This window comes from Flavobacterium sp. (genome assembly GCF_035195345.1).
GTDB lineage: Bacteria > Bacteroidota > Bacteroidia > Flavobacteriales > Flavobacteriaceae > Flavobacterium.
Window position 1 is genome coordinate 2,651,659 of record NZ_CP136574.1, and the last position, 25,414, is coordinate 2,677,072.

Annotated in this window: 26 protein-coding genes and 1 pseudogene; 14 read left to right on the top strand and 13 right to left on the bottom strand. The window is 33.1% G+C overall.

Annotated features, from left to right (window positions below):
• Positions 1-85: 85 nt before the first annotated feature.
• From ychF to RSE15_RS12360, 9 genes and pseudogenes are all read left to right on the top strand, one after another.
• The gene (ychF, locus tag RSE15_RS12320; RefSeq protein ID WP_324068845.1) at positions 86-1,180 is read left to right on the top strand and encodes a redox-regulated ATPase YchF; all 1,095 of its coding nucleotides are present in this window, start codon (positions 86-88) and stop codon (positions 1,178-1,180) included.
• Positions 1,181-1,211: 31 nt separating this feature from the next.
• A complete protein-coding gene (locus tag RSE15_RS12325; protein WP_324068846.1) occupies positions 1,212-1,964 on the top strand; it encodes a methyltransferase family protein in 753 nt (250 codons plus the stop codon).
• A 57-nt stretch (positions 1,965-2,021) separates the two neighbouring features.
• Positions 2,022-2,687 (top strand): hypothetical protein, encoded by a 666-nt coding sequence (locus tag RSE15_RS12330; RefSeq protein ID WP_324068847.1) that lies wholly within the window; start codon positions 2,022-2,024, stop codon positions 2,685-2,687.
• Between the two features lie 6 nt (positions 2,688-2,693).
• Positions 2,694-3,365 (top strand): annotated as a pseudogene (locus RSE15_RS12335) (TIGR02117 family protein).
• Between the two features lie 126 nt (positions 3,366-3,491).
• Positions 3,492-5,348 carry a DNA topoisomerase IV subunit B gene (locus RSE15_RS12340; protein ID WP_264368994.1) on the top strand — a complete coding sequence of 619 codons (1,857 nt, stop codon included), beginning with the start codon at positions 3,492-3,494 and terminating at the stop codon, positions 5,346-5,348.
• Positions 5,349-5,379: 31 nt separating this feature from the next.
• On the top strand, positions 5,380-6,645 hold the full coding sequence (locus RSE15_RS12345) for a DNA cytosine methyltransferase (RefSeq protein WP_324068848.1): 1,266 nt from the start codon (positions 5,380-5,382) through the stop codon (positions 6,643-6,645).
• Positions 6,646-7,290, top strand: a complete 645-nt coding sequence (locus tag RSE15_RS12350; RefSeq protein ID WP_324068849.1) for a PDDEXK family nuclease — start codon at positions 6,646-6,648, stop codon at positions 7,288-7,290.
• A complete protein-coding gene (locus tag RSE15_RS12355; RefSeq protein ID WP_324068850.1) occupies positions 7,290-10,001 on the top strand; it encodes a DNA gyrase/topoisomerase IV subunit A in 2,712 nt (903 codons plus the stop codon). The genes RSE15_RS12350 and RSE15_RS12355 overlap by 1 nt, the downstream gene beginning before the upstream one ends.
• A 109-nt stretch (positions 10,002-10,110) precedes the next feature.
• Positions 10,111-11,784: a formate--tetrahydrofolate ligase gene (locus RSE15_RS12360; RefSeq protein ID WP_324068851.1), complete on the top strand. Its 1,674-nt coding sequence runs from the start codon at positions 10,111-10,113 to the stop codon at positions 11,782-11,784.
• A 69-nt stretch (positions 11,785-11,853) separates the two neighbouring features.
• On the opposite strand, the gene RSE15_RS12365 is transcribed toward RSE15_RS12360, so the two are convergent.
• The 7 genes from RSE15_RS12365 to RSE15_RS12395 form a co-directional block, all read right to left on the bottom strand.
• Positions 11,854-12,624, bottom strand: coding sequence for a TerC family protein (locus RSE15_RS12365; RefSeq protein WP_324068852.1), 771 nt, complete (start codon positions 12,622-12,624; stop codon positions 11,854-11,856).
• Positions 12,625-12,659: 35 nt separating this feature from the next.
• Entirely contained in the window at positions 12,660-13,046 is a 387-nt protein-coding gene (locus tag RSE15_RS12370; protein WP_324068853.1) for a DNA topoisomerase IV, read from the bottom strand.
• A 27-nt stretch (positions 13,047-13,073) separates the two neighbouring features.
• Entirely contained in the window at positions 13,074-13,307 is a 234-nt protein-coding gene (locus RSE15_RS12375) for a DUF6095 family protein (protein ID WP_324068854.1), read from the bottom strand.
• Entirely contained in the window at positions 13,307-14,125 is an 819-nt protein-coding gene (murQ, locus tag RSE15_RS12380) for an N-acetylmuramic acid 6-phosphate etherase (protein ID WP_324068855.1), read from the bottom strand. Before murQ ends, RSE15_RS12375 begins: the two co-directional genes overlap by 1 nt.
• A 4-nt stretch (positions 14,126-14,129) precedes the next feature.
• Positions 14,130-14,510 (bottom strand): PH domain-containing protein, encoded by a 381-nt coding sequence (locus tag RSE15_RS12385; protein WP_324068856.1) that lies wholly within the window; start codon positions 14,508-14,510, stop codon positions 14,130-14,132.
• 66 nt (positions 14,511-14,576) lie between these two features.
• Positions 14,577-15,311 carry a ZIP family metal transporter gene (locus RSE15_RS12390; protein WP_324068857.1) on the bottom strand — a complete coding sequence of 245 codons (735 nt, stop codon included), beginning with the start codon at positions 15,309-15,311 and terminating at the stop codon, positions 14,577-14,579.
• Complete coding sequence (locus RSE15_RS12395) at positions 15,311-16,075, bottom strand: SAM-dependent methyltransferase (RefSeq protein WP_324068858.1); 765 nt, start codon at positions 16,073-16,075, stop codon at positions 15,311-15,313. Before RSE15_RS12395 ends, RSE15_RS12390 begins: the two co-directional genes overlap by 1 nt.
• Positions 16,076-16,200: 125 nt before the next feature.
• On the opposite strand from RSE15_RS12395, the gene RSE15_RS12400 reads away from it, so the two are divergent.
• Both RSE15_RS12400 and RSE15_RS12405 read left to right on the top strand, forming a co-directional pair.
• A complete protein-coding gene (locus RSE15_RS12400) occupies positions 16,201-17,349 on the top strand; it encodes a THUMP domain-containing class I SAM-dependent RNA methyltransferase (protein WP_324068859.1) in 1,149 nt (382 codons plus the stop codon).
• A gap of 58 nt (positions 17,350-17,407) precedes the next feature.
• Entirely contained in the window at positions 17,408-17,641 is a 234-nt protein-coding gene (locus RSE15_RS12405) for a hypothetical protein (RefSeq protein ID WP_324068860.1), read from the top strand.
• A gap of 54 nt (positions 17,642-17,695) precedes the next feature.
• Here the strand turns inward: RSE15_RS12405 and RSE15_RS12410 are convergent, their stop codons facing one another.
• The 5 genes from RSE15_RS12410 to rlmD form a co-directional block, all read right to left on the bottom strand.
• Complete coding sequence (locus RSE15_RS12410) at positions 17,696-18,115, bottom strand: phosphate-starvation-inducible PsiE family protein (protein ID WP_324068861.1); 420 nt, start codon at positions 18,113-18,115, stop codon at positions 17,696-17,698.
• A gap of 6 nt (positions 18,116-18,121) precedes the next feature.
• The gene (locus RSE15_RS12415; protein ID WP_324068862.1) at positions 18,122-19,261 is read right to left on the bottom strand and encodes a linear amide C-N hydrolase; all 1,140 of its coding nucleotides are present in this window, start codon (positions 19,259-19,261) and stop codon (positions 18,122-18,124) included.
• Positions 19,262-19,467: 206 nt separating this feature from the next.
• Complete coding sequence (locus RSE15_RS12420; protein WP_324068863.1) at positions 19,468-20,178, bottom strand: DUF6048 family protein; 711 nt, start codon at positions 20,176-20,178, stop codon at positions 19,468-19,470.
• A complete protein-coding gene (locus RSE15_RS12425; RefSeq protein WP_324068864.1) occupies positions 20,159-20,689 on the bottom strand; it encodes a DUF6452 family protein in 531 nt (176 codons plus the stop codon). Before RSE15_RS12425 ends, RSE15_RS12420 begins: the two co-directional genes overlap by 20 nt.
• A 1-nt stretch (position 20,690) precedes the next feature.
• The gene (gene rlmD, locus RSE15_RS12430; protein WP_324068865.1) at positions 20,691-22,103 is read right to left on the bottom strand and encodes a 23S rRNA (uracil(1939)-C(5))-methyltransferase RlmD; all 1,413 of its coding nucleotides are present in this window, start codon (positions 22,101-22,103) and stop codon (positions 20,691-20,693) included.
• Positions 22,104-22,170: 67 nt separating this feature from the next.
• On the opposite strand from rlmD, the gene RSE15_RS12435 reads away from it, so the two are divergent.
• The 3 genes from RSE15_RS12435 (at position 22,171) to RSE15_RS12445 (ending at position 24,556) form a co-directional block, all read left to right on the top strand.
• Positions 22,171-22,710: a DUF1697 domain-containing protein gene (locus tag RSE15_RS12435; protein WP_324068866.1), complete on the top strand. Its 540-nt coding sequence runs from the start codon at positions 22,171-22,173 to the stop codon at positions 22,708-22,710.
• Between the two features lie 123 nt (positions 22,711-22,833).
• Positions 22,834-24,114 carry an ornithine--oxo-acid transaminase gene (gene rocD / locus RSE15_RS12440; protein WP_324068867.1) on the top strand — a complete coding sequence of 427 codons (1,281 nt, stop codon included), beginning with the start codon at positions 22,834-22,836 and terminating at the stop codon, positions 24,112-24,114.
• A 1-nt stretch (position 24,115) separates the two neighbouring features.
• The gene (locus RSE15_RS12445; RefSeq protein ID WP_324068868.1) at positions 24,116-24,556 is read left to right on the top strand and encodes a DUF5362 family protein; all 441 of its coding nucleotides are present in this window, start codon (positions 24,116-24,118) and stop codon (positions 24,554-24,556) included.
• An 81-nt stretch (positions 24,557-24,637) separates the two neighbouring features.
• On the opposite strand, the gene RSE15_RS12450 is transcribed toward RSE15_RS12445, so the two are convergent.
• Positions 24,638-25,309, bottom strand: a complete 672-nt coding sequence (locus tag RSE15_RS12450) for a hypothetical protein (protein WP_324068869.1) — start codon at positions 25,307-25,309, stop codon at positions 24,638-24,640.
• Between the last annotated feature and the right edge of the window lie 105 nt (positions 25,310-25,414).

Below are 25,414 nucleotides of genomic sequence, written 5' to 3' on the forward strand. Positions count from 1 at the left end.
AATCTAAATGAACTCCTTTTATTTAATACTTTGATACTAATTAGGATTAAAGTATATTTGCGCACTTTTAAAAAATACATTCAGAATGAAAGCAGGAATTGTAGGATTGCCAAATGTTGGAAAATCAACTTTATTTAATTGTTTATCAAACGCTAAAGCGCAGAGTGCTAACTTTCCGTTTTGTACTATAGAACCAAATATTGGTGTGGTAAACGTTCCAGATCCACGTATTGCTCGTTTAGAGGAATTGGTGAAGCCAGAGCGTGTTCAAATGGCAACAGTAGATATCGTAGATATTGCAGGTTTGGTAAAAGGAGCAAGTAAAGGAGAAGGTTTAGGAAATCAATTCCTAGGAAACATTAGAGAATGTAATGCTATTATTCACGTTTTACGTTGTTTTGATAACGATAATATTGTGCACGTTGATGGTAATGTAAATCCAATACGCGATAAAGAAACCATCGATATTGAATTGCAATTAAAAGATTTGGAAACAGTTGAAAAACGTTTGGAAAAAACCAATCGTGCTGCCAAAACTGGAAATAAAGAAGCCCAAGCTGAAAAAGCATTGTTAGATAGAATTCGTGAGACTTTGATGGAAGCAAAATCGGCTCGTACGGTGGTTCCTCAAAATCAAGATGAGGTGGATATGATGGAAGAATTCCAATTAATCACCACAAAACCTGTTTTGTATGTTTGTAACGTAGACGAGGCTTCAGCTGTAAACGGAAACAAATATGTTGACCAAGTTCGTGAGTTAGTAAAAGATGAAAATGCAGAAGTGATTATTCTTTCAGTAGGAGCAGAAGCAGATATTACCGAATTAGAAAGCTACGAAGAGCGTCAAGTGTTTTTAGAAGACATGGGATTAACAGAGCCAGGTTCGGCTGTATTAATTCGTGCAGCGTATAAATTATTAAAATTGCAAACGTATTTTACGGCTGGTGTTAAAGAAGTTCGCGCTTGGACTATTAACATCGGAGATACAGCACCAAAAGCAGCAGGAGTTATCCATACCGATTTCGAAAAAGGATTCATCCGTGCTGAAGTGATTGCATTTGAAGATTTCTCTAACTTTGGTTCTGAAGCTAAAGTAAAAGAAGCTGGAAAGTTAAGAGTAGAAGGAAAAGAATACATTGTAAAAGATGGTGATGTAATGCACTTTAGATTTAATGTGTAATATCTAGTTTACTAATAAAATAAATTCAACTATGGCATTACAAGAAGAATTTGAAAAACAAGGACTTTGGCTCTTTAGATATAGAGGTGTTTTACCTATCATTATTTTGGTAATAGGTTTTGTGCTTTTTATTCAAACAGAATTAAATCCTGATTCTTTTTTTCTAAAAAATTCCCCATACGAGATTTATTTTGAAATGTTTTGTCTTGCAATTGGACTCTTTGGCTTATTCATTAGAATTTGCGTTATTGGGTTTACACCTAAAAACACTTCGGGTAGAACTGTAAAAAATCAAGTGGCTGATACTTTGAATACAAAAGGAATGTATTCTTTAGTAAGACATCCTTTGTATGTGGGAAATTATTTCATGTGGCTTGGACCCGCAATTTTATCTGGAAATTTTTGGTTTGTTGTGGCATTCTCCCTTTCCTATTGGGTATATTATGAAAGAATAATGTATGCAGAGGAGCAGTTTTTAAGAAATAAATTCGGAAGTATTTATACCGATTGGTCTAATAAAGTACCAGTATTTGTCCCTGATTTTAAAAATTTCATAAAGGCTGATTTGTCCTTAAGTTGGAAAAAAGTAGTGCGAAAAGAGATTACAGGTATCTTTGTTTTATTTGCTATTTTCTTTGTTTTCGATTATGTTGGGATTTACCTAAAAAATGATGAAGCACCAAATCCTTTTCTATTATATGGTATGATATTTTTATTAATTGCCATTGTAATTATTAAAATTATTAAGAAAAAAACCGATTGGTTAAAACAAGAAAATAGGTAAGTTTAGTTATAAAATATTTTGGCATAAGTTTTGTCTTGCTATTTTAAACTAACAACCATGAAAAATTACCTAATTCTTTTAGCGGGAACGCTTTTATTTACATCTTGTAAAGAATCTGCTATAGAAAATAGTTTTATCTATTTTTCTGAAGCCCAGCCCACCAATGTTGATGCTATAATTGAATTTCCTAAAAAGTTTGTTCGAACGTATACAATGGATTATTCGCATCGTTTGGTAGTGGAGCCAAAATGCGCTTATATTAAAGAAATTGAAACCATTACCTCTTTAAAATCAGAATTGGATTCTATTCCCGAATTAGAATTTCGAAACAATCAAGTTTATGATAAATCTGAAAGTAAAGCTTATAAAACGTTTATAAAAGGCGATACAATTACGTTCGAAATAGAACGTTTAGATACTATTTTTTCCTTTGCAGAAAATGAAATAGCGAAACAATATAAATCTTCGTTAGTTTTAAATAAGGAAGTAGATGGGAAATACCAAACCAGTATTCTGAAATTATCTACTATTGGAGTAAGTCATACTCAACTAGCAACCAAAAAAGATTTTACTAAATTAAAATCCGAACTTAAAATTCCATTTGTTACTGAAATGAGTAAAAACGATACACTTCACGTTGTTTTAACGCCATCTCGTGCCGATTTTAGAAAGTTATTACGAAAAGAAGGTTTTGAGTACGAAAGCAATTACTTGTTTAAATAAAAAGCTATGAAAATCATCAAAAAACTGCTGAAATATTTAGCGATTTTCATTCTATCATTGTTGACGTATTTGTTAATCGTAACGTTGTTGTCTTTTGTTTCGGTAAATGAAGATTTTGCTGAAAACCATCAAGAAATTCCAATCTACATTCTAACAAATGGCGTTCATACAGATGTTCTTCTACCTATTAAAAACGAACATTATGATTGGTCAAACCAACTGAAATTTGAACATACTAAATCAAAAGATACTACATATCAATATGTTGCTTTGGGTTGGGGTGATAAAGGTTTTTACTAAGAAACGCCCACTTGGGCAGATTTGAAAGCAAGTACAGCTTTGAAAGCTGCTTCTGGATTGAGTACAACGGCAATGCATGTAACCTTTTACAAAGATTTGAAAGAAAGTAAGTCTTGTAAGAAACTTCAAATTTCTTCTGATAATTACAAAAAGTTGATTCTATTCATTAATGAATCTTTTAAAACCAAATCAGGTGAATTTTTAAAAATTGAAACGGATGCAGTTTACGGAAAACACGACGTTTTTTATGAAGCCAACGGAAGTTATTCGTTATTTTATACTTGCAATTCTTGGGCAAATCAAGCCCTAAAAGCAGCCAATCAAAAAGCTGCTCTTTGGACAATTTCAGATAGTGGGATTTTTAGACATTATGAGTAGTTAGAAAATCTTTTTTTCCTTCTCTTTTTTCTATCTTCTTAACCATATTTTGTCAATAACTTATCGGTTTTTCGCTTCTAAAATTTGGAGATAAATGCTATATTGCACAAAATCCAAATTCTGTCTATGTTAGAGCAAAATCAATATACCGAAGACAATATTCGTTCCCTCGATTGGAAAGAACACATTCGTATGCGTCCTGGTATGTATATCGGAAAACTAGGTGATGGTTCTTCGCCCGATGATGGTATTTATATTTTATTAAAAGAAGTATTGGATAACTGTATCGATGAATTTGTCATGGGTGCAGGAAAAACCATTGAAGTTACCATCAAAGACAAACTCGTTACGGTGCGCGATTATGGTCGAGGCATTCCGTTAGGAAAAGTCGTTGATGTAGTTTCCAAAATGAATACAGGTGGAAAATATGATTCCAAAGCCTTTAAAAAATCAGTAGGTTTAAATGGTGTCGGAACAAAAGCCGTAAATGCACTTTCCAATTATTTCCGTGTAGAATCGGTACGTGATAATCAACAAAAAGCAGCGGAATTCTCTGCCGGAAATCTAACCTTAGAAGAAGACGTTCAAGAAACAACCAAGCGTAAAGGAACCAAAGTTTCGTTTATTGCCGATGAGGCGATTTTCAAGAACTACAAATACCGAAATGAGTACATCATCAAGATGCTCAAAAATTACTGTTATCTAAATACGGGATTAACCATTTATTACAATGGCGAAAAGTATTTTTCAGATAACGGTTTAAAAGATTTATTAGAAGAAGCGATTCATGAAGACGATATGGTGTATCCAACGATTCATTTGTTGGGCGACGATATCGAAGTGGCAATTACGCACAGTAAATCGCAATATTCAGAAGAATATCATTCATTTGTCAACGGACAAAATACCACGCAAGGAGGAACGCATTTAGGTGCTTTTCGTGAAGCAATTGTAAAAACCATCAAAGAGTTTTACAACAAGCCTTTTGAAGCGTCTGATATACGTAAATCGATTGTTTCAGCGGTTTCGGTTAAAGTGGAAGAACCTGTTTTCGAATCACAAACTAAAACCAAATTAGGTTCAACCGATATTGGTCCGAATGGTCCTTCAGTGCGTTCGTTTGTAAATGATTTCATCAAAACTAAGTTAGATAATTTTTTACATAAAAATCCAGAAGTTGCCGATGCGTTATTGCGTAAGATTTTACAAGCTGAACGCGAACGTAAAGAACTTTCGGGTATTCGAAAATTAGCCAAAGACCGCGCTAAAAAAGCCAGTCTTCACAATAAAAAATTACGCGATTGTCGTGTGCATTTAACCGATGCGAAAAATCCAAGAAGTTTAGAAAGTACGCTTTTTATAACCGAGGGAGATTCGGCTTCGGGTTCGATTACGAAGAGTCGTGATGTTAATACACAAGCGGTGTTCAGTTTACGTGGTAAGCCTTTGAACTCGTATGGAATGACTAAGAAAATCGTATACGAAAACGAAGAATTCAATTTATTGCAAGCCGCATTAAACATCGAGGAAGATATGGGCGATTTACGTTACAACAATATCGTAATTGCAACCGATGCCGATGTCGATGGTATGCACATTCGTTTGTTGTTGATTACGTTTTTCTTGCAGTTTTTCCCTGAGTTGATTAAAGATGGACATTTGTATATTTTACAAACGCCTTTGTTCCGTGTGCGAAATAAAAAAGAAACGATTTATTGCTACAGCGAAGAAGAACGAGTAAACGCCATAGAAAAGCTAAAACCAAAACCAGAAATCACCCGATTCAAAGGATTAGGAGAAATTTCGCCAGATGAGTTTAAACATTTCATTGGGCAAGACATTCGATTAGATCCTGTGATGTTAGATAAAGCCACTTCTATTGAAACTTTGTTAGAGTTCTACATGGGTAAAAATACCCCAGACCGACAAGAGTTTATCATCAACAATTTGAAAGTGGAGTTGGATGTTGTGGAGAAGAATTAATTGTAAATTTTTTGTTATTAAAAATGTTAGGATGATTAATTTTAAAGAAAAAATAAGTATTGATGAATTTGACGGCAAACGCTTTCAGGTAAGAATTGTTGAAGCTGAGAATGATAATAAAGCTGTTTTGACTCATTACTTACATAATATACATAATGGTGTTTCAAAGTATTATAAAGATTATGCTTTAATAGCTCTTTCTGAATATATTTCTTATAAGCAAGAAGAAGAAAATATTCAAATTTTTGAAGAAGAAGCTTTACAACAATTATTATTTGAAGTTGAAAATGTTCCTTTTCCAACTCCCAAAAATTATAAATTTAAGTTTATTGATTTATTTGCAGGAATTGGCGGTTTTAGAATTGCTATGCAAAATTTAGGAGGTAAATGTGTTTTTACAAGTGAATGGGATAAAGAAGCAAAAAAAACATATAGGGCTAATTTTGGTGAAGTACCATTTGGCGATATTACTAAAAATAGAATTAAAAAGTTTATTCCTGATGATTTTGATGTTTTGTGTGCTGGTTTTCCATGTCAAGCATTTTCAATAGCTGGAAAAAGAGGCGGTTTTGATGACACAAGAGGAACTTTGTTTTTTGATGTTGCAGAAATAATTAAAAAATACAAACCAAAGGCGATTTTTCTTGAAAACGTAAAAGGTTTAAGAAATCATGATAAAGGAAAAACACTTGAAACAATTTTAAATGTATTAAGAAATGATTTAAATTATTATGTTCCAGAACCAAAAATTATAAATGCAAAAGATTTTGGTGTTCCTCAAAATCGTGAAAGAATATATATAGTTGGATTTCGTAAAGATTTGAAAATAAATGAATTTCAATATCCTGAACCTACTAATAATAAAGTAACTTTTAAAAAAGTAAAAGAAGAGAAAGTTCCTCCAACAAAGTATTATCTTTCAACTCAATATGTTCAAACTTTAATCAATCATAAGGCTAGACATGAAAATAAAGGAAATGGGTTTGGTTATGCAATAATTCCTGACGATGGAATTGCTAATGCAATAGTAGTTGGAGGTATGGGAAGAGAGAGAAATTTAGTTATTGACCACAGGATTGTTGATTACACTCCTACGACTCATATAAAAGGGACTGTAAATAGGGACGGTATTCGTAAAATGACACCACGAGAATGGGCAAGATTACAAGGTTTTCCGGATAATTTTATTATTCCTGTAGCTGACGCTTCGGCATATAAACAGTTTGGAAATTCGGTTGCAGTTCCAGCGATTGAAGCAACAGCATTAAAGATTTTAGAAACGGTTAAATTGATTTAAATGGGATTGTTACAAAATTTAGGTATAGTAAGAGGAGATGATACTTTAGCAGGAAAAATTTTTGAAGATTTGTTTCCTAGTTTTTTTGAGGTTGAGTATGTTAAGCCTGTAGATTATGTGAAAATTTATTGGGATGCTTATCTTGTTTTTAGAGAAGGTTCCAATTTAAACGAGCAACAACAAAGAAGTGTCAATGGAAAAATATTTGAATATATTCTTGCGACATTATTAATAAGAGAGAATATTTTACCGATTTTTTTAAGTTCTAAAGTTGCTTTCGTTCCTAATATTAGTTATGATTTAATGCTTTACTCAACCGATAGAGGGCCAATTTGTTTAAGCGCTAAAACCTCATTTAGAGAAAGATATAAGCAAGCAGATTTAGAGGCTATAGCCTTAAAATATGTTCATAGAAGGTCATTATGTTATTTACTAACATTAAGTGAAAAAGATGCTAATGATGTAAATAAAAAGCAAATTATTGGTGATGTTATTGGTCTTGATAAAGCTATTTTCGTATTGAGTGAAGATTTTAATGATTTAGTAAATGAATTGAAATCATTTAATTTAACCGAATCACCAAATGTAAATATAATTGAATCAACACAAATAATTACTCTTAACAAAGTTAATTCAGTTCTATAATGAAAGACGAAGAAGAAGATAACATCATTCCAAACGAAGACGAAAATTTCGATAATCAAGACCAATCCACAAACGAGGAAGGTTTTGACGATATTCGTGTTTCTACAGGACATCATTTTTACGAAAACAACGAAAACCCAGAAGACACCATTACCAAAGTTACAGGAATGTACAAAGATTGGTTTTTGGACTATGCTTCGTATGTAATTCTAGAACGTGCAGTTCCAGCGATTGAAGACGGTTTTAAACCGGTGCAACGTCGTATTATGCACTCCATGAAAGAGTTAGATGATGGTCGTTACAATAAAGTAGCCAATATCGTTGGGCACACCATGCAGTATCACCCTCACGGAGATGCAAGTATTGGTGACGCCATGGTGCAAATTGGTCAAAAAGACCTAATCATCGACATGCAAGGAAACTGGGGAAATATCTTAACAGGAGATAGTGCCGCTGCTTCCCGATACATCGAAGCCCGAATTTCAAAATTTGGTCACGATGTGTTGTATTCGCCAAAAATCACCGAATGGGGAATGTCATACGATGGTCGTCGTGCCGAACCGATTAATCTTCCGGTGAAGTTTCCTTTGTTGTTAGCACAAGGTGCAGAAGGTATTGCCGTAGGTTTATCGACCAAAGTGTTACCACACAATTTTAACGAATTAATAGATTCTTCTATCAAAATATTAAAAGGGAAACCTTTTACCTTATTTCCCGATTTTCCAACCGCAGGTATTGCTGATGTTTCCAATTATAATGATGGATTGCGTGGCGGTCGTGTGCGTGTGCGTGCAAAAATTGGGCAGTTAGACAAACAAACGTTGGTGATTACCCAAATTCCGTTTTCAACCAATACGTCAACATTGATTGATAGTATTTTGAAAGCCAACGAAAAAGGGAAAATCAAAATTAAGAAAATTGAAGACAACACGGCGGCTGAGGTTGAAATTTTAATTCATTTGCCAGCTGGTGTTTCTCCAGATAAAACTATTGATGCATTGTATGCGTTCACGGCTTGCGAAACTTCGGTAGCGCCTTTAGGTTGTGTGATTGCAAATCATAAGCCATTGTTTATTGGAGTTTCTGATATGTTGAAAATTTCGACCAATAGAACGGTTGATTTACTGAAACGCGAATTGGAAATTCAGTTAGACGAATTAGAAAATAAATGGCATTTCTCTACGTTAGAAAAGATTTTCATTCGTGAAGAAATGTATATTGACTTCAAATTGTATTCCGACAGAGAATCGTTGTACAAATATATGTATGATCGATTTGAGCCGTTTTTAAAATCATTTGTTCGGGATATTAGCGACGATGATTTGCAAAAATTGACGCAAATCCCAATGATTCGTATAACACGTTTCGACTCGGATAAAGCCGATGAAGCGATTTCGAAATTGGAAGCCGAAATGGAACAAGTGAAATATCATTTGGATCATATTATTGATTATACGATTGATTTCTTCCAAAAACTAAAAGACAAATACGGAAAAGGGCGCGAACGCCAAACCGAATTAAGAAGTTTTGATAATATTGAAGCAACGAAAGTAGTTTTGAGAAACACAAAACTATATGTGAACAAAGAAGAAGGTTTCTTTGGAACCGGTTTAAAGAAAGACGAATATGTTGCCGATTGTTCGGACATCGATGATGTAATTGTATTCCTTCGTGATGGAAAAATGATGGTAGCGAAAGTAGATGATAAAAAATTCGTTGGAAAAGACATTATTCACATCGCTGTTTTTGATAAAAACGACAAACGAACGATTTACAACATGATGTATCGTGATGGTAAAAATGGTTCCACTTTTATCAAACGTTTCAATGTTTCGGGTGTAACTCGTGATAAGTTTTATGATTTAACTCAAGAAAAACCAGGTTCAATGGTGTCTTATTTCTCTGCCAATCCAAATGGAGAAGCCGAAGTGGTTACGATTTTATTACGCCAAGTAGGAAGCGTGAAAAAACTGAAATGGGATGTTGATTTCTCGGACATTGCTATCAAAGGAAGAGCTTCTCGTGGTAACACGGTGACCAAATATCCAATCAAAAAAATCGAGTTAAAAGAGAAAGGAATTTCAACTTTGCGTCCAAGAAAAGTTTGGTTTGATGATACCGTACAACGCTTAAATGTCGATGGAAGAGGTGAGTTGTTAGGAGAATTCCGTCCAAATGATCGTTTGTTGATTGTGAACCAATCCGGAAAGTTGAAGACCATTATTCCAGAATTGACTACGCATTTCGAAGAAGATATGATAGTGTTGGAAAAATGGAATTCAAATAAACCAGTTTCGTGTATTTATTATTGTGGCGAAAAAGACCGTTATTTTGTAAAACGTTTCTTAGTTGAAAACGAAAACAAAGAGGAAATTTTCATCACTGAACACGAGAAATCGCAATTAGAAATTGTTTCAACCGATTGGCGTCCGGTCGCTGAGGTTATTTTTGCTAAAGTAAAAGGAGTTCAAAAAGAAAATCAAGTGGTTGATTTAGAACAATTCATAGCTGTAAAAGGAATCAAAGCGTTAGGAAATCAATTAACTACGGATAAAATTAAGCAGGTTAATCTATTAGATCCACTTCCGTATGAAGAAGTTTTAGACGAACCAGAAATAGCAACCGATGAAATTTCTGAAGAAGGAAACGATATTCAAGATTTCAATATAGAATTAGACGACGACGGACAAATTACGTTGTCTTTAGAGTAATAAGATGACCTGCAAGGTTTTTATAACCTTGTAGGCTTTTTTATTGATTTTTATCATTTTTCTTCCCAAATAAAAATTTTAATTTCGCACCCAAACAAAACACAACAATATGTCAACATTTCCATCAGACATTGAAATTGCTCAAAATGCAACGATGTCTCACATAAAAGAAATCGCTAAAAAAATCAATATTGAAGAAGACGATTTAGAATTCTACGGCAAGTATAAAGCCAAATTACCTCTTCATTTGCAACAAGAAAACCCTAAAGGGAAACTGATTTTAGTTTCTGCCATGTCGCCAACCAAATATGGGGAAGGAAAAACTACAATGTCTATTGGATTAACAGATGGTTTGAATTACATTGGTAAAAAAGCAATTGCCGTTTTACGTGAACCTTCATTAGGACCTGTTTTCGGTTTAAAAGGAGGAGCAGCTGGTGGTGGTTATGTTCAAGTGTTACCGATGGAAGATATCAACTTACATTTTACTGGTGATTTTTCGGCAATTGAAAAAGCGAATAACTTGTTATCGGCTGTGATTGATAACAACTTGCAAAACACGAAATATTCATTAAATCTAGATCCAAAATCAATCGCGTGGAAACGTGTGATGGACATGAACGATCGTTCACTTCGTCAGATTATTATTGGTGTTGGTGCGAAAGCTAATGGCACTATGCGTGAAGATGGTTTCAATATTACACCAGCTTCAGAAGTGATGGCGATTTTATGTTTGGCAAAAGATTTAGAAGATTTGAAATTTCGATTAGGAAATATATTCGTTGGAAAAACTTTAGAAGGAAAAGCTATTTTCGCTAGAGATTTGAATGTAGTAGGAGCAATGGCAACCTTATTGAAAGATGCGATCAAACCTAATTTAGTTCAAACAATTGATGGAAATCCTGCAATTTTACATGGCGGACCGTTTGCAAGTATTGCGCAAGGTACAAATACAGCAATTGCAACCAAAATGGGATTATCTCTTGGAGATTACGTTGTGACAGAAGCTGGTTTTGGTGCTGATTTAGGAGCAGAGAAGTTTCTACATATCAAATGCGAACAAAGTGGTTTAAAACCAGATGCGGTCGTTTTAGTAGCAACAATTAGAGCGATTAAACATCATGCTGGATTAGCGGCGGAAGATTTTAAAACAGAAAATGTAAGCGCGATTGAAAAAGGCTTTTGCAATTTAGAAAAGCACATCGAAAACATTCAAAAATTTGGAATTAATCCAGTGGTTTGTGTGAATGCTTTTCCAGATGATACACAAGCTGAATATGATAAATTAAAAGCATTATGTGCTACTAAAGGAGTTACAGCAATTGTAAGTACAGCTTTTGTTCATGGAGGAAAAGGTTCTGCGGAAGTAGCTGAAAAGGTGGTAGAAGAAATTAATAAAGGAAATGCCAATTATAAACCTTTATATCAACCATCGGACAGTATTGAACATAAAATAAATTCAGTTGCTAAAGAAATTTATGGAGCGAATTCAGTAGAGTTTTCTCCAAAATCTAAATCACAATTAAAGATGATTAACGATTTAGGTTTTAGTCATTTTTCGGTTTGTATGGCTAAAACACCAGCGAGTTTTTCAGACAATGAAAAGTTAATTGGTCGCCCAACGAATTTTGATATTACGGTTCGTGAATTTGAAATTGCGAGTGGTGCTGGATTCATTGTGCCTTTGTTAGGTGAAGTAATGCGAATGCCAGGTTTACCAACAGTTCCAAACGCAGAACGAATTGATATTGATAATAACGGAGTGATTACAGGATTGTCTTAAACAGTATCTTTTATAAAATAAAAATGTCCCGATATTTATCGGGACATTTTTTATATAATCATTTTATAATTAATTTTTCTTACGCATCTTCATATTGATAAACTCATTAGCCAATGAGAAGGTAATTGCAAAATACAAATAACCTTTTGGAACGGCTCCTACGTGTTGACCCGCTAATTCAGCATTGGATAAATGCATACTTTCGGTAATCAACATAAATCCGATTAAGATTAAAAATGATAATCCTAAAATTTGAATGGAAGGATTTGCATTTACAAAATTTCCAACAGGAACCGCGAATAACATCATAATTCCCACAGATATTACTACAGCTGTAATCATAATTAATAAAGCGCCTTCGATTCCGTTTGTCATACCAACTGCGGTTAAAATACTGTCGACAGAGAATATAATGTCAATTAATAAAATTTGACCAATAACGCTTGCAAATGATTTGGTAGCCGAAGTTTTCAATTCTTTTTCTTCTTCACCTTTGTGGTCTACTTTTTCATGAATTTCTTTAGTACTCTTGTAAATTAAAAACAGTCCTCCAAGTAACAATATCAAGGCTTGACCTGTAATGTCAGCAGAAAACCATCCAAAATCAAAGCTAAACCAAGGTGCTTTCATGGCAATTAAAATGGTGATTCCAAAAAGCAAGGCAATACGCATAAACATGGCTAAAAATAGCCCAACTCGTGTTGCTTTTTTTCGTTTTTCTGGCGGTAATTTTCCGGTAACAATCGAAATAAAAATGATGTTATCGATTCCTAAAATAATTTCTAAAAAAGTTAAGGTTAACAGTGCTATCCATGCATCGGGATTTAAAAATACTTCCATTTTTTGTTTTGGTTTTAGAACTAATTATACGTTGACTAGTTTAGTTTTGTTACAGTACCACGTTGTTTTTTTGAATCACCAACAAATGAATATTCAAAAGTGTATGAATTAGTAGTAGTGGTCAAAATTTTCATTTGTACAGGTTTTTTTTCTTCTCTGTTTTTGGGATTATTGTTTTGTATAATGTATTCACAATCATTCGTCCATCGTACTTTAAAAGTATCTATTTTCCCTTTATAGCTTTCAATTTGAATAGAATCATTTCGTTCAAAAGTACTTGTGAATTTTTTACCTTCAATTTCCGTTTCCGAAATAAATTTTCCTGTTTTAAAATCTTTACAATTACGTTCCTGATTGTAACAAGAAATTAGTAACGTAAGTAGTAATAAACTACAAATAAAATATTGTATTTTGAATTTCATATTTGCTTTTTGAAATTGATATTTTTATTACTTTTGTTTATCTCCATCAAACATGCTTTTTACCAAGGTCGTAATTCCTTTAAAAATTAAAAACATAGCCGCTAATGCAATTATAATTCCTAATCCTAAAACATAAGGATATAAAGGGCTTTCTTGGTTTTTAAAAGAACTATTAATAATTATTGGACCAAGAAATAATAAAGGCAAAGCACTTGAAAGATATTTTACTCCTTTTGCTAATATGTTTTTATCTGTTGCCATTATATTTTATTCTTGAAAAAATTAACTGCGTTCCTCACACTTCTGTGGGTTTCTAGAAGTTTTCCTGCTTCTTCGTAATTAACTGGAATTTCATCCATAATCATTCGCGTACCTCTATCAATTAATTTGGTGTTGCTCAATTGCATATCCACCATTTTATTTCCTTTTACTTTACCCAACTGAATCATAGTTGCAGTAGAAATCATATTTAAAACCAACTTCTGAGCCGTTCCTGCTTTCATGCGACTGCTTCCAGTAACAAATTCAGGACCAACTACCACATCAATCGGAAATTTAGCTGTTTTTGATAACGGACTTTCTGCGTTACAACTAATACTTCCCGTACTGATGTTATTTTGATTACACATTTCTAAGCCGCCAATTACATAAGGAGTAGTTCCCGAAGCGGCAATTCCAACAACCACATCATTTTTATTGATATTCCATTGTTGTAAATCTTTCCAAGCTTGTTTTCTGTCGTCTTCGGCAAATTCTACTGCTTTTCTAATGGCAGTGTCGCCACCTGCAATAATTCCAATTACCAAATCAAAAGGAACTCCAAAAGTAGGTGGACATTCTGAAGCATCTACAATTCCTAAACGTCCTGAAGTACCTGCGCCAATATAAAACAAACGACCACCTTGTTTCATTTTCGAAACAATTTCAGTCACTAAAGTTTCAATTTGAGGTAATGCTTTTTCAACGGCTAACGGAACAGATTTGTCTTCGTTGTTGATATTCGTCAACAATTCAGTAACCGACATTTTTTCTAAATGTTCGTATTTGGAAGCTTGTTCAGTGGTTTTGGTAAAGTTCATGCGATTATTTTAGAACGTGATGTGCTAAAACATTTTGCACATCATACACATTAACAGATTTATTAAATTGTTTCACAACACTAGGATGTGCTTCACTGGAAACCCAAATTTTCAATTCGGCCTCTAAGTCAAAAGTTCCAGCTGTCTCTATACTGAAACGTGAAATGCTTTTGTAAGTAATCGATTTGTATTCTATTTTACTGCCTGTAATTCCTTGTTTTTCAACTAAAATTAATCGTTTGTTGGTAAAAATAAAAGTATCGCGAATTAGTTTGAAACCTAACTCAATTTCTTCACCTGTAATTAAAAGTTTACCATACTCTTTTACTAAAGTTTCCTGATTTACAGCACCTGCATTGCCAAGAAGCGCAGAAAATAATCCCATATCAATTGTTTTAAATATTGTTCAAATTTAACTAAAAACTACATACATTTTATGTAGCGATATCTTTTAATGCGAATGTCCCATTTCAATTATATATGCTAATACAAAACCAAATACAATCATGGTAATTTTAGCCAAATTGAATTTATGTCCTTCGTTGCTTTCAAAAATGATAGTAGACGAAATATGAAATAAAATCCCAACTACCACTGCCGAAATTTCTTTTGAGTAATGTTGGGCAAAATGCATTTGTTCTGCTAATAAAGTTCCTAGTGGTGTCATTAATGCGAAGGAAAACATGAAAGCAAAAATCATCATTTTATTCATCTTCGCATTTACGAAAAACAAGGTTAAAATAATGGCAATAGGAAAGTGGTGAACCGCAATTCCGTAGGATAAATTGTTGTTTTCGTGAATTGGAAAACCTTCTAACAAGGCATGAATACACAAACTAATAAACAACAACCAAGGAATTTGATGCAATTCGTTATGTTCGTCGGTGTGTACGTGAACGTGACCGTGTTCTGCACCTTTTGAGAAAAATTCCAATAAAATTTGGAACAATATTCCAATCATAATAAAAACGCCAACCGGTAAAGTAGCGTGTGCATCTTCTCCTTCGTGAACATGATTGTTTCCTTCACTAAATAATTCAGGAAGTAAGTGTAAAACGGTTAGCGATAATAAAAAAGCACCACTGAACGCCAACAATAATTTGATGTTTTTTTTCTTTTGAGGTTTTAAAAATAATGCGATTAAAAAACCTAAAATAACAGCTGAAAAGGTGATGATATATTGCATTATTTAAAAATCATAATTAAACGTTCCGATTGAGTTTTAAAGAATTTTCGCAATTTATAATCGCCAAAAATATCCAAAAGATAAATGCCCGCTTCCTCCATCATTTTTTCGAAATCTTCTAAACGAAGTGCTTGCACTTTTTCGGTGAAATGAAACTTTTCACCTTTATCTTCAAAATCAATTTCTTTGTATATGTGTCCGTCTTTCAAATAACGTTTGATGTGAAAATCAATTCCGTCTACCGATTTTATTTCATCGGCAACCAAATTTTCCAAAACATAATCCACATTCATAAAATCGATAACCGCAAATCCTGTTTCGGTTAAACTGTTGTGAATGGCTTTAATGGTTTTGTAATTATCGGCATCGTCTTCAAAATAGCCAAAACTCGTAAACAAATTAAAAATAGCATCGTATTTTTCGTTACACGTTTCACGCATATCGTGCACTTTAAAATGTAGTTTTTCATTCGTAAATTCAGACGCTTCTTTAATGCTGTTTTCAGATAAATCGGCACCCGTAACATCAAAACCTAACGAATTTAAATAAATCGCATGACGCCCTTTTCCACAAGCTAAGTCTAAGATTTTAGCGTCTTCTGGAAGGTTTAAATAGTGAGTTAAATTGTCCATTAACAATTGTGCTTCTTCGTCGTTGCGTTCCTTGTATAGAATGTGATAATATTCGGTATCAAACCAAGATTCGAACCAATTTAAAGGTTGTTCGTTGTTTATTATTGGTTGTTTATTATTGCTATCTGACATTAATTCTGAATTCGTTTCTTTGAAGTAGCAAATTTAATGTATTTTTGCACAAGAATATCTTAATTATTGCAATTGCAATTGATTTTTGCAATTGAACTTGAAATTGAAGAATGGAAAATTATAAAATGACGGCCAAAACCTTCTTTGGTTTTGAAGAAATATTAGCTAAAGAACTACAAATTCTTGGTGCACAACAAGTGGAAATCGGTACACGTGTGGTGAGTTTTAAAGGTGATAAGGGATTTATGTATAAAGCCAATTTGGCACTTCGTACCGCTTTAAAAATCTTAAAACCTATTAAAACCTTTAAAGCACATAACGACAAAGCCTTGTATGAAGGAATCAGAGCTATTGATTGGTCGGATTACTTGACTGAACATAATACGTTTTTAGTAGAAACTACATTGCATTCTGAAAACTTCAATCACAGTCAGTTTGTGGCTTTAAAAACAAAAGATGCGATTGTAGATCAATTTAGAGATTTGAACGGAAAGCGTCCAAGTATTGATAAAGATTTCCCAGATTTACAAATTCATGTGCATATAGATAGAGATAATGTGACGGTTTCTTTAGATTCTTCGGGAGCTTCGTTACACCATAGAGGTTATCGTACTGCTACAAATATTGCACCAATCAACGAAGTTTTAGCGGCTGGTATGTTGATTTTAGCAGGTTGGGAAGGAAAAAGTCATTTCTTAGACCCAATGTGTGGTTCAGGAACTATTTTAGCCGAAGCAGCTATGATTGCTTGCAACGTTCCAGCGAATATTAATCGTAAGGAATTTGGTTTTGAGAAATGGAAAGATTGGGATGCCGAATTATTTGATAATATTTTAGAATCGTTATTAAAGAAAACACGCGAATTTCATTATACGATTACAGGCTATGACAAAGCGCCAAGTGCGGTTGCTAAAGCAAAAGACAATGTTAGAAACGCCAATTTAGACGAATATATTACGATTACCAACGAAAACTTCTTCGATTCTAAAAAAGAAACCGAAGGACCGTTGCACATGGTGTTCAATCCGCCTTATGGAGAGCGTTTGGATATTGATATGGAACGTTTTTACAGAGAAATTGGTGACACCTTAAAACAAAATTATCCCAATACTAATGCTTGGTTTATTACAGCCAATTTAGAAGCTTTGAAATTTGTAGGCTTGAAACCAAGTAGAAAAATTAAACTTTTCAATGGTAAATTAGAAGCCCGTTTGGTGAAATACGAAATGTACGAAGGCAGTAAGAAAGGAAAGTATATGAATACTGACGAATAGATTGTAGTAATTAGTAAAAAGGGATAGCCATCAATTTAACAATTAAACATTATAAACAATGACAAAAAAAGTAAAATCATTCTTATATAATTTCTTAGGATTCGTAGTGATTTATTTACCGACATTATATTTAGTTAGTGAATTCACGCACTTGAATGGAATATGGATACCAATGACTGCTTTTATGGTAGCTTTGCTTTTAGCACCAAAGTTTCAAGCGATAAAAACGCACAACGGAGAAAAAATCTTCATGAAGTGGCTTTTTATTAAAGGTGTAAAAGAAATTCAATAACAAAATACCGAATGTGAGTTCGGGATTTTGTGTGTTATTAAGCTATAAAATGGGTTACTTTTGTTTTTTATGAAGTCTTGGATTGTTTAATATTAAATAACCGATACAAATTGCTAGTATTAATATTGAAATCCCTAACTCTGTTTCAAAACCTATATGTTTTACATCCATAGTAATTACTTTTCTAGCTATGGCTGTTAATGCAATTAATAAAATTAGTTTGACTTTTCGTAAAATATTTTCATTGTTCCCTTTGAAAGTTTCCATAATTTCTAATGCAATGATGATATTAAAAAATAATGGAACTCCAGTAAGTGCTATTGATTTATTTTCAATTGAAGCTTTGGTTACTTCTTCGTAAAATAACGTAACAAGATCAAAAACTTCATAGGCTACAAATAAAAGTAATAAAAATGATAATATGTAGTAAATTGTCTTTTCAGTGGAATGAATTATTTTATCTAAAATGTTCATAGGCTTTTAGTTTTTAGTTGTTTTTTTCTTTTTTGATTGCAAGGGAGTTACATCTTTTATGACATTTTCTTTAAGTACATCATCATCAATGATTTGTTCTTTGATTGCTGAAAAATCTATTAATTTAAGGTCAATTTTTCTAACTTGTCTATTCCACATGGTATGATAATAATAGACTTTTTCTTTTAAGTCACACGAAGATGTGATTTGAGTTGCGCTAACAATATCTGATGGTGTTTTTTCTGAAGGCATTTGAGCACCAAGTGGAATATTGAAGTTGTCAAGTATTCTAAAAGATTCAAATACAGCATCAATTGAGGTACTTAATGGACGGCACGAAGCTGTAAAAGCAGCTGCTCTAACAAATCTTGATGGGGGAGTAAAATCACCAGGCAAACCTATTAATCCAGAACCTCCACCTAACGGATTTAATTCGTAGTTACCAAATACTTTTTGTTGATTGGGTGAATTTGAAAGATTTAAATAATTTCGTTGATTAATAAGATGCCAATCATATGTTGGAGAATTAGTAATAACCCCTAAGTACGGATCGTATATTTTTACCTCACCTTTATTTACAATTTCAATTATTTTGCTACTTCCACTTGGATCAACTATTTTAAAATGAAAAGGGAGTGCTGCGCCACCAAAATCTTTGTTTTCAACATTAACCACAATAACGTTGTTAAGTTGCGTAATTACTTCATCTACGGTTTTAAAAGAAGACAGCATCCATTGCATTAAATCTCCTACACTCATAGATTTAGAAGCTTTAGTTTTGTCATAAACTGCATATTCTGCGAAACCCGGTAAATAATAAACACCTACGTATAAACCTTCTTCATTGACACCATCTGGGCCATAAGGTTGTCCATAAGCGGTAAGGGTTACAAAACCATATTTTCCCTTCCAACTTTTGCCATTTGTTCCTTCAGGAGTTTGTGCTTTGAATTCTTTATTTCTGGGAACTACTAATAGTTGATTGTGTTGTGCATCATTCAATGCCCATTCTACGGTTCTAGCTACAACAACACCGCCATCTTTTGAGAGTAATGTAATACCAGTACAAGCATAAATAGGGGATGAAATTAACGAAACAACAATAATTGTTATTATACTATTTCTAATGAAGTAATTTATTTTCATGTGATTTTTATTTTGTTGTTTGATTACAGGCTATTGTAATATTCAAATATAATATTTTTAATTTTCTATATTGCTATATTTTTAACGATTTTATTGGGTTTTTATCGAGTTCTTGATTTGAAGTTGAAGTGGAGATTAGCTTATAAAGAATTGTTTAAACAACTTGATATAAATAAAAATTCCTCAAGTGATTGAGGAATTTTTATTTATTTTTTGGTTGGTTCTATTTCTTTTTTCTTTTTGTAAATAGGTATGAAATAACTTAGTGTGTAGTTAAATCCAGCTCCAAATTTTCCATCGTATGTTCGATTATACCCTGGAATGAACAGATTGTCAAAATCTGCTGGTTTTTTGTTGGAAACTAAATAGTTCAATCGTACAGAAAAACCTAAATATAAATTATTGAAAAGTTCGGCTTTAATACCACCAATTACTTCAACCCAACTGGCATTTAAATTATCAAATTTTGCTCCAGAAGTAATGATTGTTTCCCCATAATAATTCGTGGGATCATAAATTTTATACGTATTTAAAGTATGACTAAAGCTACTAACACCATAACGCATTCCAACGTATATCATGTTTTCCATATCGAGCCAGTTTTCAAAAGAATTGTAGTCAAAACCTACTTTAAAATAGGTTCCTTTCGTGGTGAAATTCAGGCGGTCGTCGTCAATTGTTTTGTCTTCGTTTCCAATTTCACCGGCAACGTAAAACTTTTTAGTTAATCGGTAATCTCCAACCACTTCCAGCCCTCTGTAGTCTTTTTCATAAAAAGTTCTAGCAATTTTATGTAAATCAATACCTAAGCGTAAACCATAACGCTCTGGATATAAAACTTTTGTAGTGTCTTTGGTTTGAGCATTTCCTAATAACGAAACGCAGACCAAGCTCAGACTAAAAATAAATTTTAACATGTACTTCATTTTCGGTTTCTATATTAGATTGTATGATGTCAATATCTTGAATCCAATATCCTGAGACAGGAAATGGAGTAGGAGTAATATCAATTAAATTAAAAATTGTTTTATATCCACAGGCACGAGAAATATAAACATCATCTTTTGTGTAATTAAAAGTAATGACATCTATATTAGCTGCAGCATCACCATAATTAAAGATGAATTCAAATGCTGAAGTTTCTGAAAATGTTTTTAATGGAATAGCAATTTTATTCCCGTTTGCTAAATACCTTGCAGGAACAGTTTCATCCATGTCTTCATTAAAAACTACTCCGTTATCTGTATTCAATTCCTCTACTCTAAGATTGGTAACATTCTTCAAAACAGTAGGATTAGCCGCATCATAAAACTCAATAATTAATCGAGGTGTTACAGGCGTTCCATCCACGCAGATATCATCTTTTTCACAATTCCAAAATGAAACGGCTAAAAGTAAGGATAGGGTTATAAAAGCTATTTTTTTCATATTATCTTTTTTCTAAAAGAACCACATTTTCCACATGATGTGTTTGCGGAAACATATCCACAGGACGTACACGAACTACTTTGTATTTTTCGTCCATCAAAGCCAAATCACGAGCTTGTGTTGCCGAATTACAACTTACATACACAATTTTTGGCACATCTGTTTTCAATAACATTTCTACCACATCTTTATGCATTCCATCTCTCGGTGGATCGGTTATGATAACATCTGGTTGTCCGTGTTGGTTAATGAATTCATCGTTGAAAACGTTTTTCATATCACCAACATAAAACTCACAATTAGTAATGTTATTGCGTTCGGCATTCGCTTTTGCATCAATAATTGCTTCAGGAACGGCTTCAACACCAATAACTTTCTTCGCTTTTTTAGAAACGAATTGAGCAATTGTTCCGGTTCCTGTATATAAATCGTAAACCGTTTCATTTCCTGTTAAACCTGCAAATTCTCTAGTGATTTTATACAATTCATATGCTTGGTTAGAATTGGTTTGATAGAATGATTTCGCATTAATACTAAAATGTAAACCTTCCATTTCTTCCAAAATATAATCGCGCCCTTTGAATAAAATAATGTCTTGGTCATACAATGTATCATTCAATTTTTGATTGATAACATATTGTAAAGAAGTGATTTGAGGAAAACGTTCCGCCAAGAAATTCATCATCAATTCGATTCCGTTTTTATCGTTTTCATAAAACTGAATCAGCACCATGATTTCACCAGTTGAAGCAGTACGAATCATCAAAGTTCTTAATAAACCTTCCACAGCTCTTGCATTGAAGAACGTAAGATTGTTTTCGTTTGCAAAACGTTTGATTTCGTTACGAATTTCGTTCGATGGATCTTCTTGTAAATGACATTTTTCAATATCTAAAATCTTATCCCACATTCTTGGAATATGAAAACCTAAGGCATTTTTATTGTCAAATTCAGTTCCCGATTGAATTTCCGCATCGGTCATCCATCGCGCATTCGAGAAACCAAATTCCATTTTATTTCTGTAGAATAATTGCTTTTCGGAACCTAAAATTGGCTCAAGATCAGGTAATTCAATCTTACCTATACGTTTCAAGTTATTAAATACTTCCTGATTTTTATAGAACAATTGTTGGCTGTACTTCATATTTTGCCATTTGCAACCACCACAAGCACCGAAATGCTCACAAACTGGTTCAATTCTATGTTCTGAAAATTCGTGAATTTTTATAGCTTTGCCTTCGTAATACGCTTTTCTTTTCTTCATGGTTTGTACATCTACCACATCGCCTGGTACTACATTTGGAAGAAATATTACTTTGCCATCAGGCGCTTTTGCCACTGATACACCTTTTGCACCTGCATCAAGGATTTTTACGTTTTCGAATACGATTTTGTCTGTTTTCTTTTTTCCCATGACGCAAAAATAAGAATTGTTGGGTGGATTTGATAATATATTTTACTTTTATGCCAAATTTTAAAAAATGAAAACCCACTTAGCTTTATTACGCGGAATTAATGTTTCAGGACACAACATGATTAAAATGGATTCTTTGAAAACTGTTTTAGAAAACGCGGGATTTCAAAATGTACGAACTTACATTCAATCGGGAAATGTTTTTGTGGATTCAGAAGAAGAACATGGCGCTAGTGTAGGGTTTAAAATTAAACAAGAAATTTTTAAAGAATTAGGTTTAGAAGTTCCTATAGTGGTTGTCTCTAAAGAAGATTTAAGTGCGTGTTTAAAAAATAGTCCATATCTCCACGAAAAAGAATGCGATACCAAAAAATTGTATGTGGCTTTTTTGTCCAAAGAATTACAAGGAAGCGCCATTAATGATTTAAAAATAAGTCAATTCAAACCTGATGAAGCCGCTATCGATAAAAGTAGAATTTACATCAAATACGCGGTTGGAGCAGGAAAAACAAGATTAGACCAAAAATATATCGAAAAAAAACTCAATCTTGTGGCCACCATTAGAAATTGGAATACGGTTTCGACGTTGTTGGAAATGTTTGAATAGTTGATGGATGATTGGTGATGGGTGATTTTTTCCATCTTCTAACAAAATTTACTACTTTTGTAATCGGTTGATTTCTCACCATAAAGAAGGAATTGCGATGTAACAATCAATAAAAAACATTTTATGTCAGTTTTAGAAAAAATGAGTCCAGCTGAAGCTATTGAATTAGAAGACAAGTATGGTGCACACAATTATCATCCACTACCAGTAGTTTTAAGTAGAGGAGAAGGAGTTTATGTTTGGGATGTGGAAGGAAAGAAATATTATGATTTTCTTTCAGCTTATTCTGCAGTAAACCAAGGACATTGTCATCCAAAAATTGTAGGAGCAATGGTAGAGCAGGCGCAAACATTAACCTTAACATCAAGAGCATTTTACAACGATAAATTAGGAGTGTACGAACAATTTGTTACTAATTACTTCGGATTTGATAAAGTATTGCCAATGAATACAGGTGCTGAAGCAGTAGAAACCGCTTTAAAATTGTGTAGAAAATGGGCTTACGAGAAAAAAGGAATCAACGAAAATGATGCTCAAATTATTGTTTGTGATGGTAACTTCCACGGAAGAACTACTACAATCATTTCATTTTCAAACGATGAAAACGCAAGAAAAAACTTTGGACCTTACACAGCAGGATTTATAAGCATTCCTTACGATGATATTGATGCTTTAGAAAAAGCAGTGAGTTCTTCAAAAAACATTGCAGGGTTTTTAGTTGAACCAATTCAAGGAGAAGCAGGAGTTTATACACCAGCTACCGATTTTCTTAAAAAAGCGCAAGCAATATGTAAAGCTAATAATGTATTGTTTATTGCCGATGAAGTACAAACTGGAATTGCAAGAACAGGTTCGTTATTAGCGGTTTGTGGAAATTGTACATGTGAAGCAAAATGTGAAAAACAAGCTACTTACACTCAACCTGATATTCTAATTTTAGGAAAAGCATTATCAGGTGGTGCTTATCCAGTTTCGGCTGTTTTGGCAAATGATAGTATTATGAATGTTATCAAGCCAGGACAACATGGTTCAACTTTTGGAGGAAATCCAGTGGCAGCTGCGGTTGCTATGGCGGCATTAGAAGTAGTTTCTGAAGAAAGTTTGTCTCAAAATGCTAGAAAATTAGGAAAAATCTTCCGTGATGAATTAGCAAAATTTATCGAAACTTCAAACATTGCTACTTTAGTAAGAGGAAAAGGGTTGTTGAATGCTGTTGTAATTAACGATACCGAAGAAAGCGATACAGCTTGGAATATTTGTGTACGTTTAGCAGAAAACGGTTTATTAGCAAAACCAACACATGGAAACATCATTCGTTTTGCGCCACCTTTAGTAATGACTGAGGAACAATTAAGAGATTGTGTTTCGATAATAATTAATACGTTAAAAGAATTCGAAAAATAATATGGAACAAAATTTAGAATTAAATCAATTGGCTAAAGACGCTTTAAAAGAAGGCGCAAAATGGACTTTTTTCTTGTCAATTATGGGGTTTATTGGTGTAGGTTTAATGGTGCTTGCTGCAATTGTTATGACTATAACATTATCAACTTTACCAGACGAAGTTAGTAGTTTTGGTTTTTTTGGCGCAATGAAAAATTTCTTGTCATTATTTTATTTGTTAATGGCTGTGCTTTATTTTTTTCCGATTTATTATTTGTATAAATATTCTTCAAATGTAAAAACTGCGCTTCAGTTTAATGATAGTAATTTATTAGCAGATGCTTTTGTGAATTTAAAATCACATCACAAATTTTTAGGAATTTCTATTATAGTTATATTTTCTTTGTATTTACTTATAATTATTGGTGCTGTTATCACGATGGTTGGTTCAGCTGCTTTTTAATAGAAAGTAAAAGAATCAAAAAAGCCATCTCATATTTTAATAATGAGATGGCTTTTTTATTTATAAATTATTTGGTTAGTATTACATACCGCCCATTTGTTTTTGAAATTCTGCCATAGTAGTTTTTGTAAAACCTTCTCCAACTTTAAATGCTTCCGCAGGAACATCTTTTGAAAATTTAATAGCTTTCATAACCATGTCTCCTTGCGCAGTTTGAGTTGTGATTTCCAATGGATAACCAGCAAGTTTTATGTTTGATTCAGGGGCTACCATTTGTGGTGCAATAGCTTCTGTTATATAAAAAGTACTTTTTGTCCCATCATTCATGTTTACGGTAGCTTTATAACATTTAAAACCTGCAATTTCTTTTGTGTCTTTTTTATCGTAAACAATGTCTTTTGCATTTTCAAGATTACCAACGCTATTACTTGCTTTACTTGCATCTTCACCAGCATCTGTAATTTCGTATTTCATACCCATAACTTCAACAGTCATTTTTGAGTCTTTTTTGTTTTCATTAGGAACGATAGTTTTCATCAACATCATGCCGCCCATCATACTCATGTCGGTAGCTTGCATTTTTTCGTCAAAATGAACTGTAATTGTGCTTTCACCCATTGCTGCCATTTCTTCTGTTGCGTTTGGCATTGTCATACTATAAGTTACTGAGCCTTTTTTTAATTGTGTTTGTGCATTAACAGTAACTCCTACAAATAACAAGGTTGTTAGTGCAATTTGTGCGATTTTTTTCATTTGGATTTGTTTTTTGTTTCGTAAAAGTAATAAATTATTTTATTGTAGTATAAATATAGATGAATATTAATTTTAATTAAAATTTTAAAAATTCAATAAAAAAAA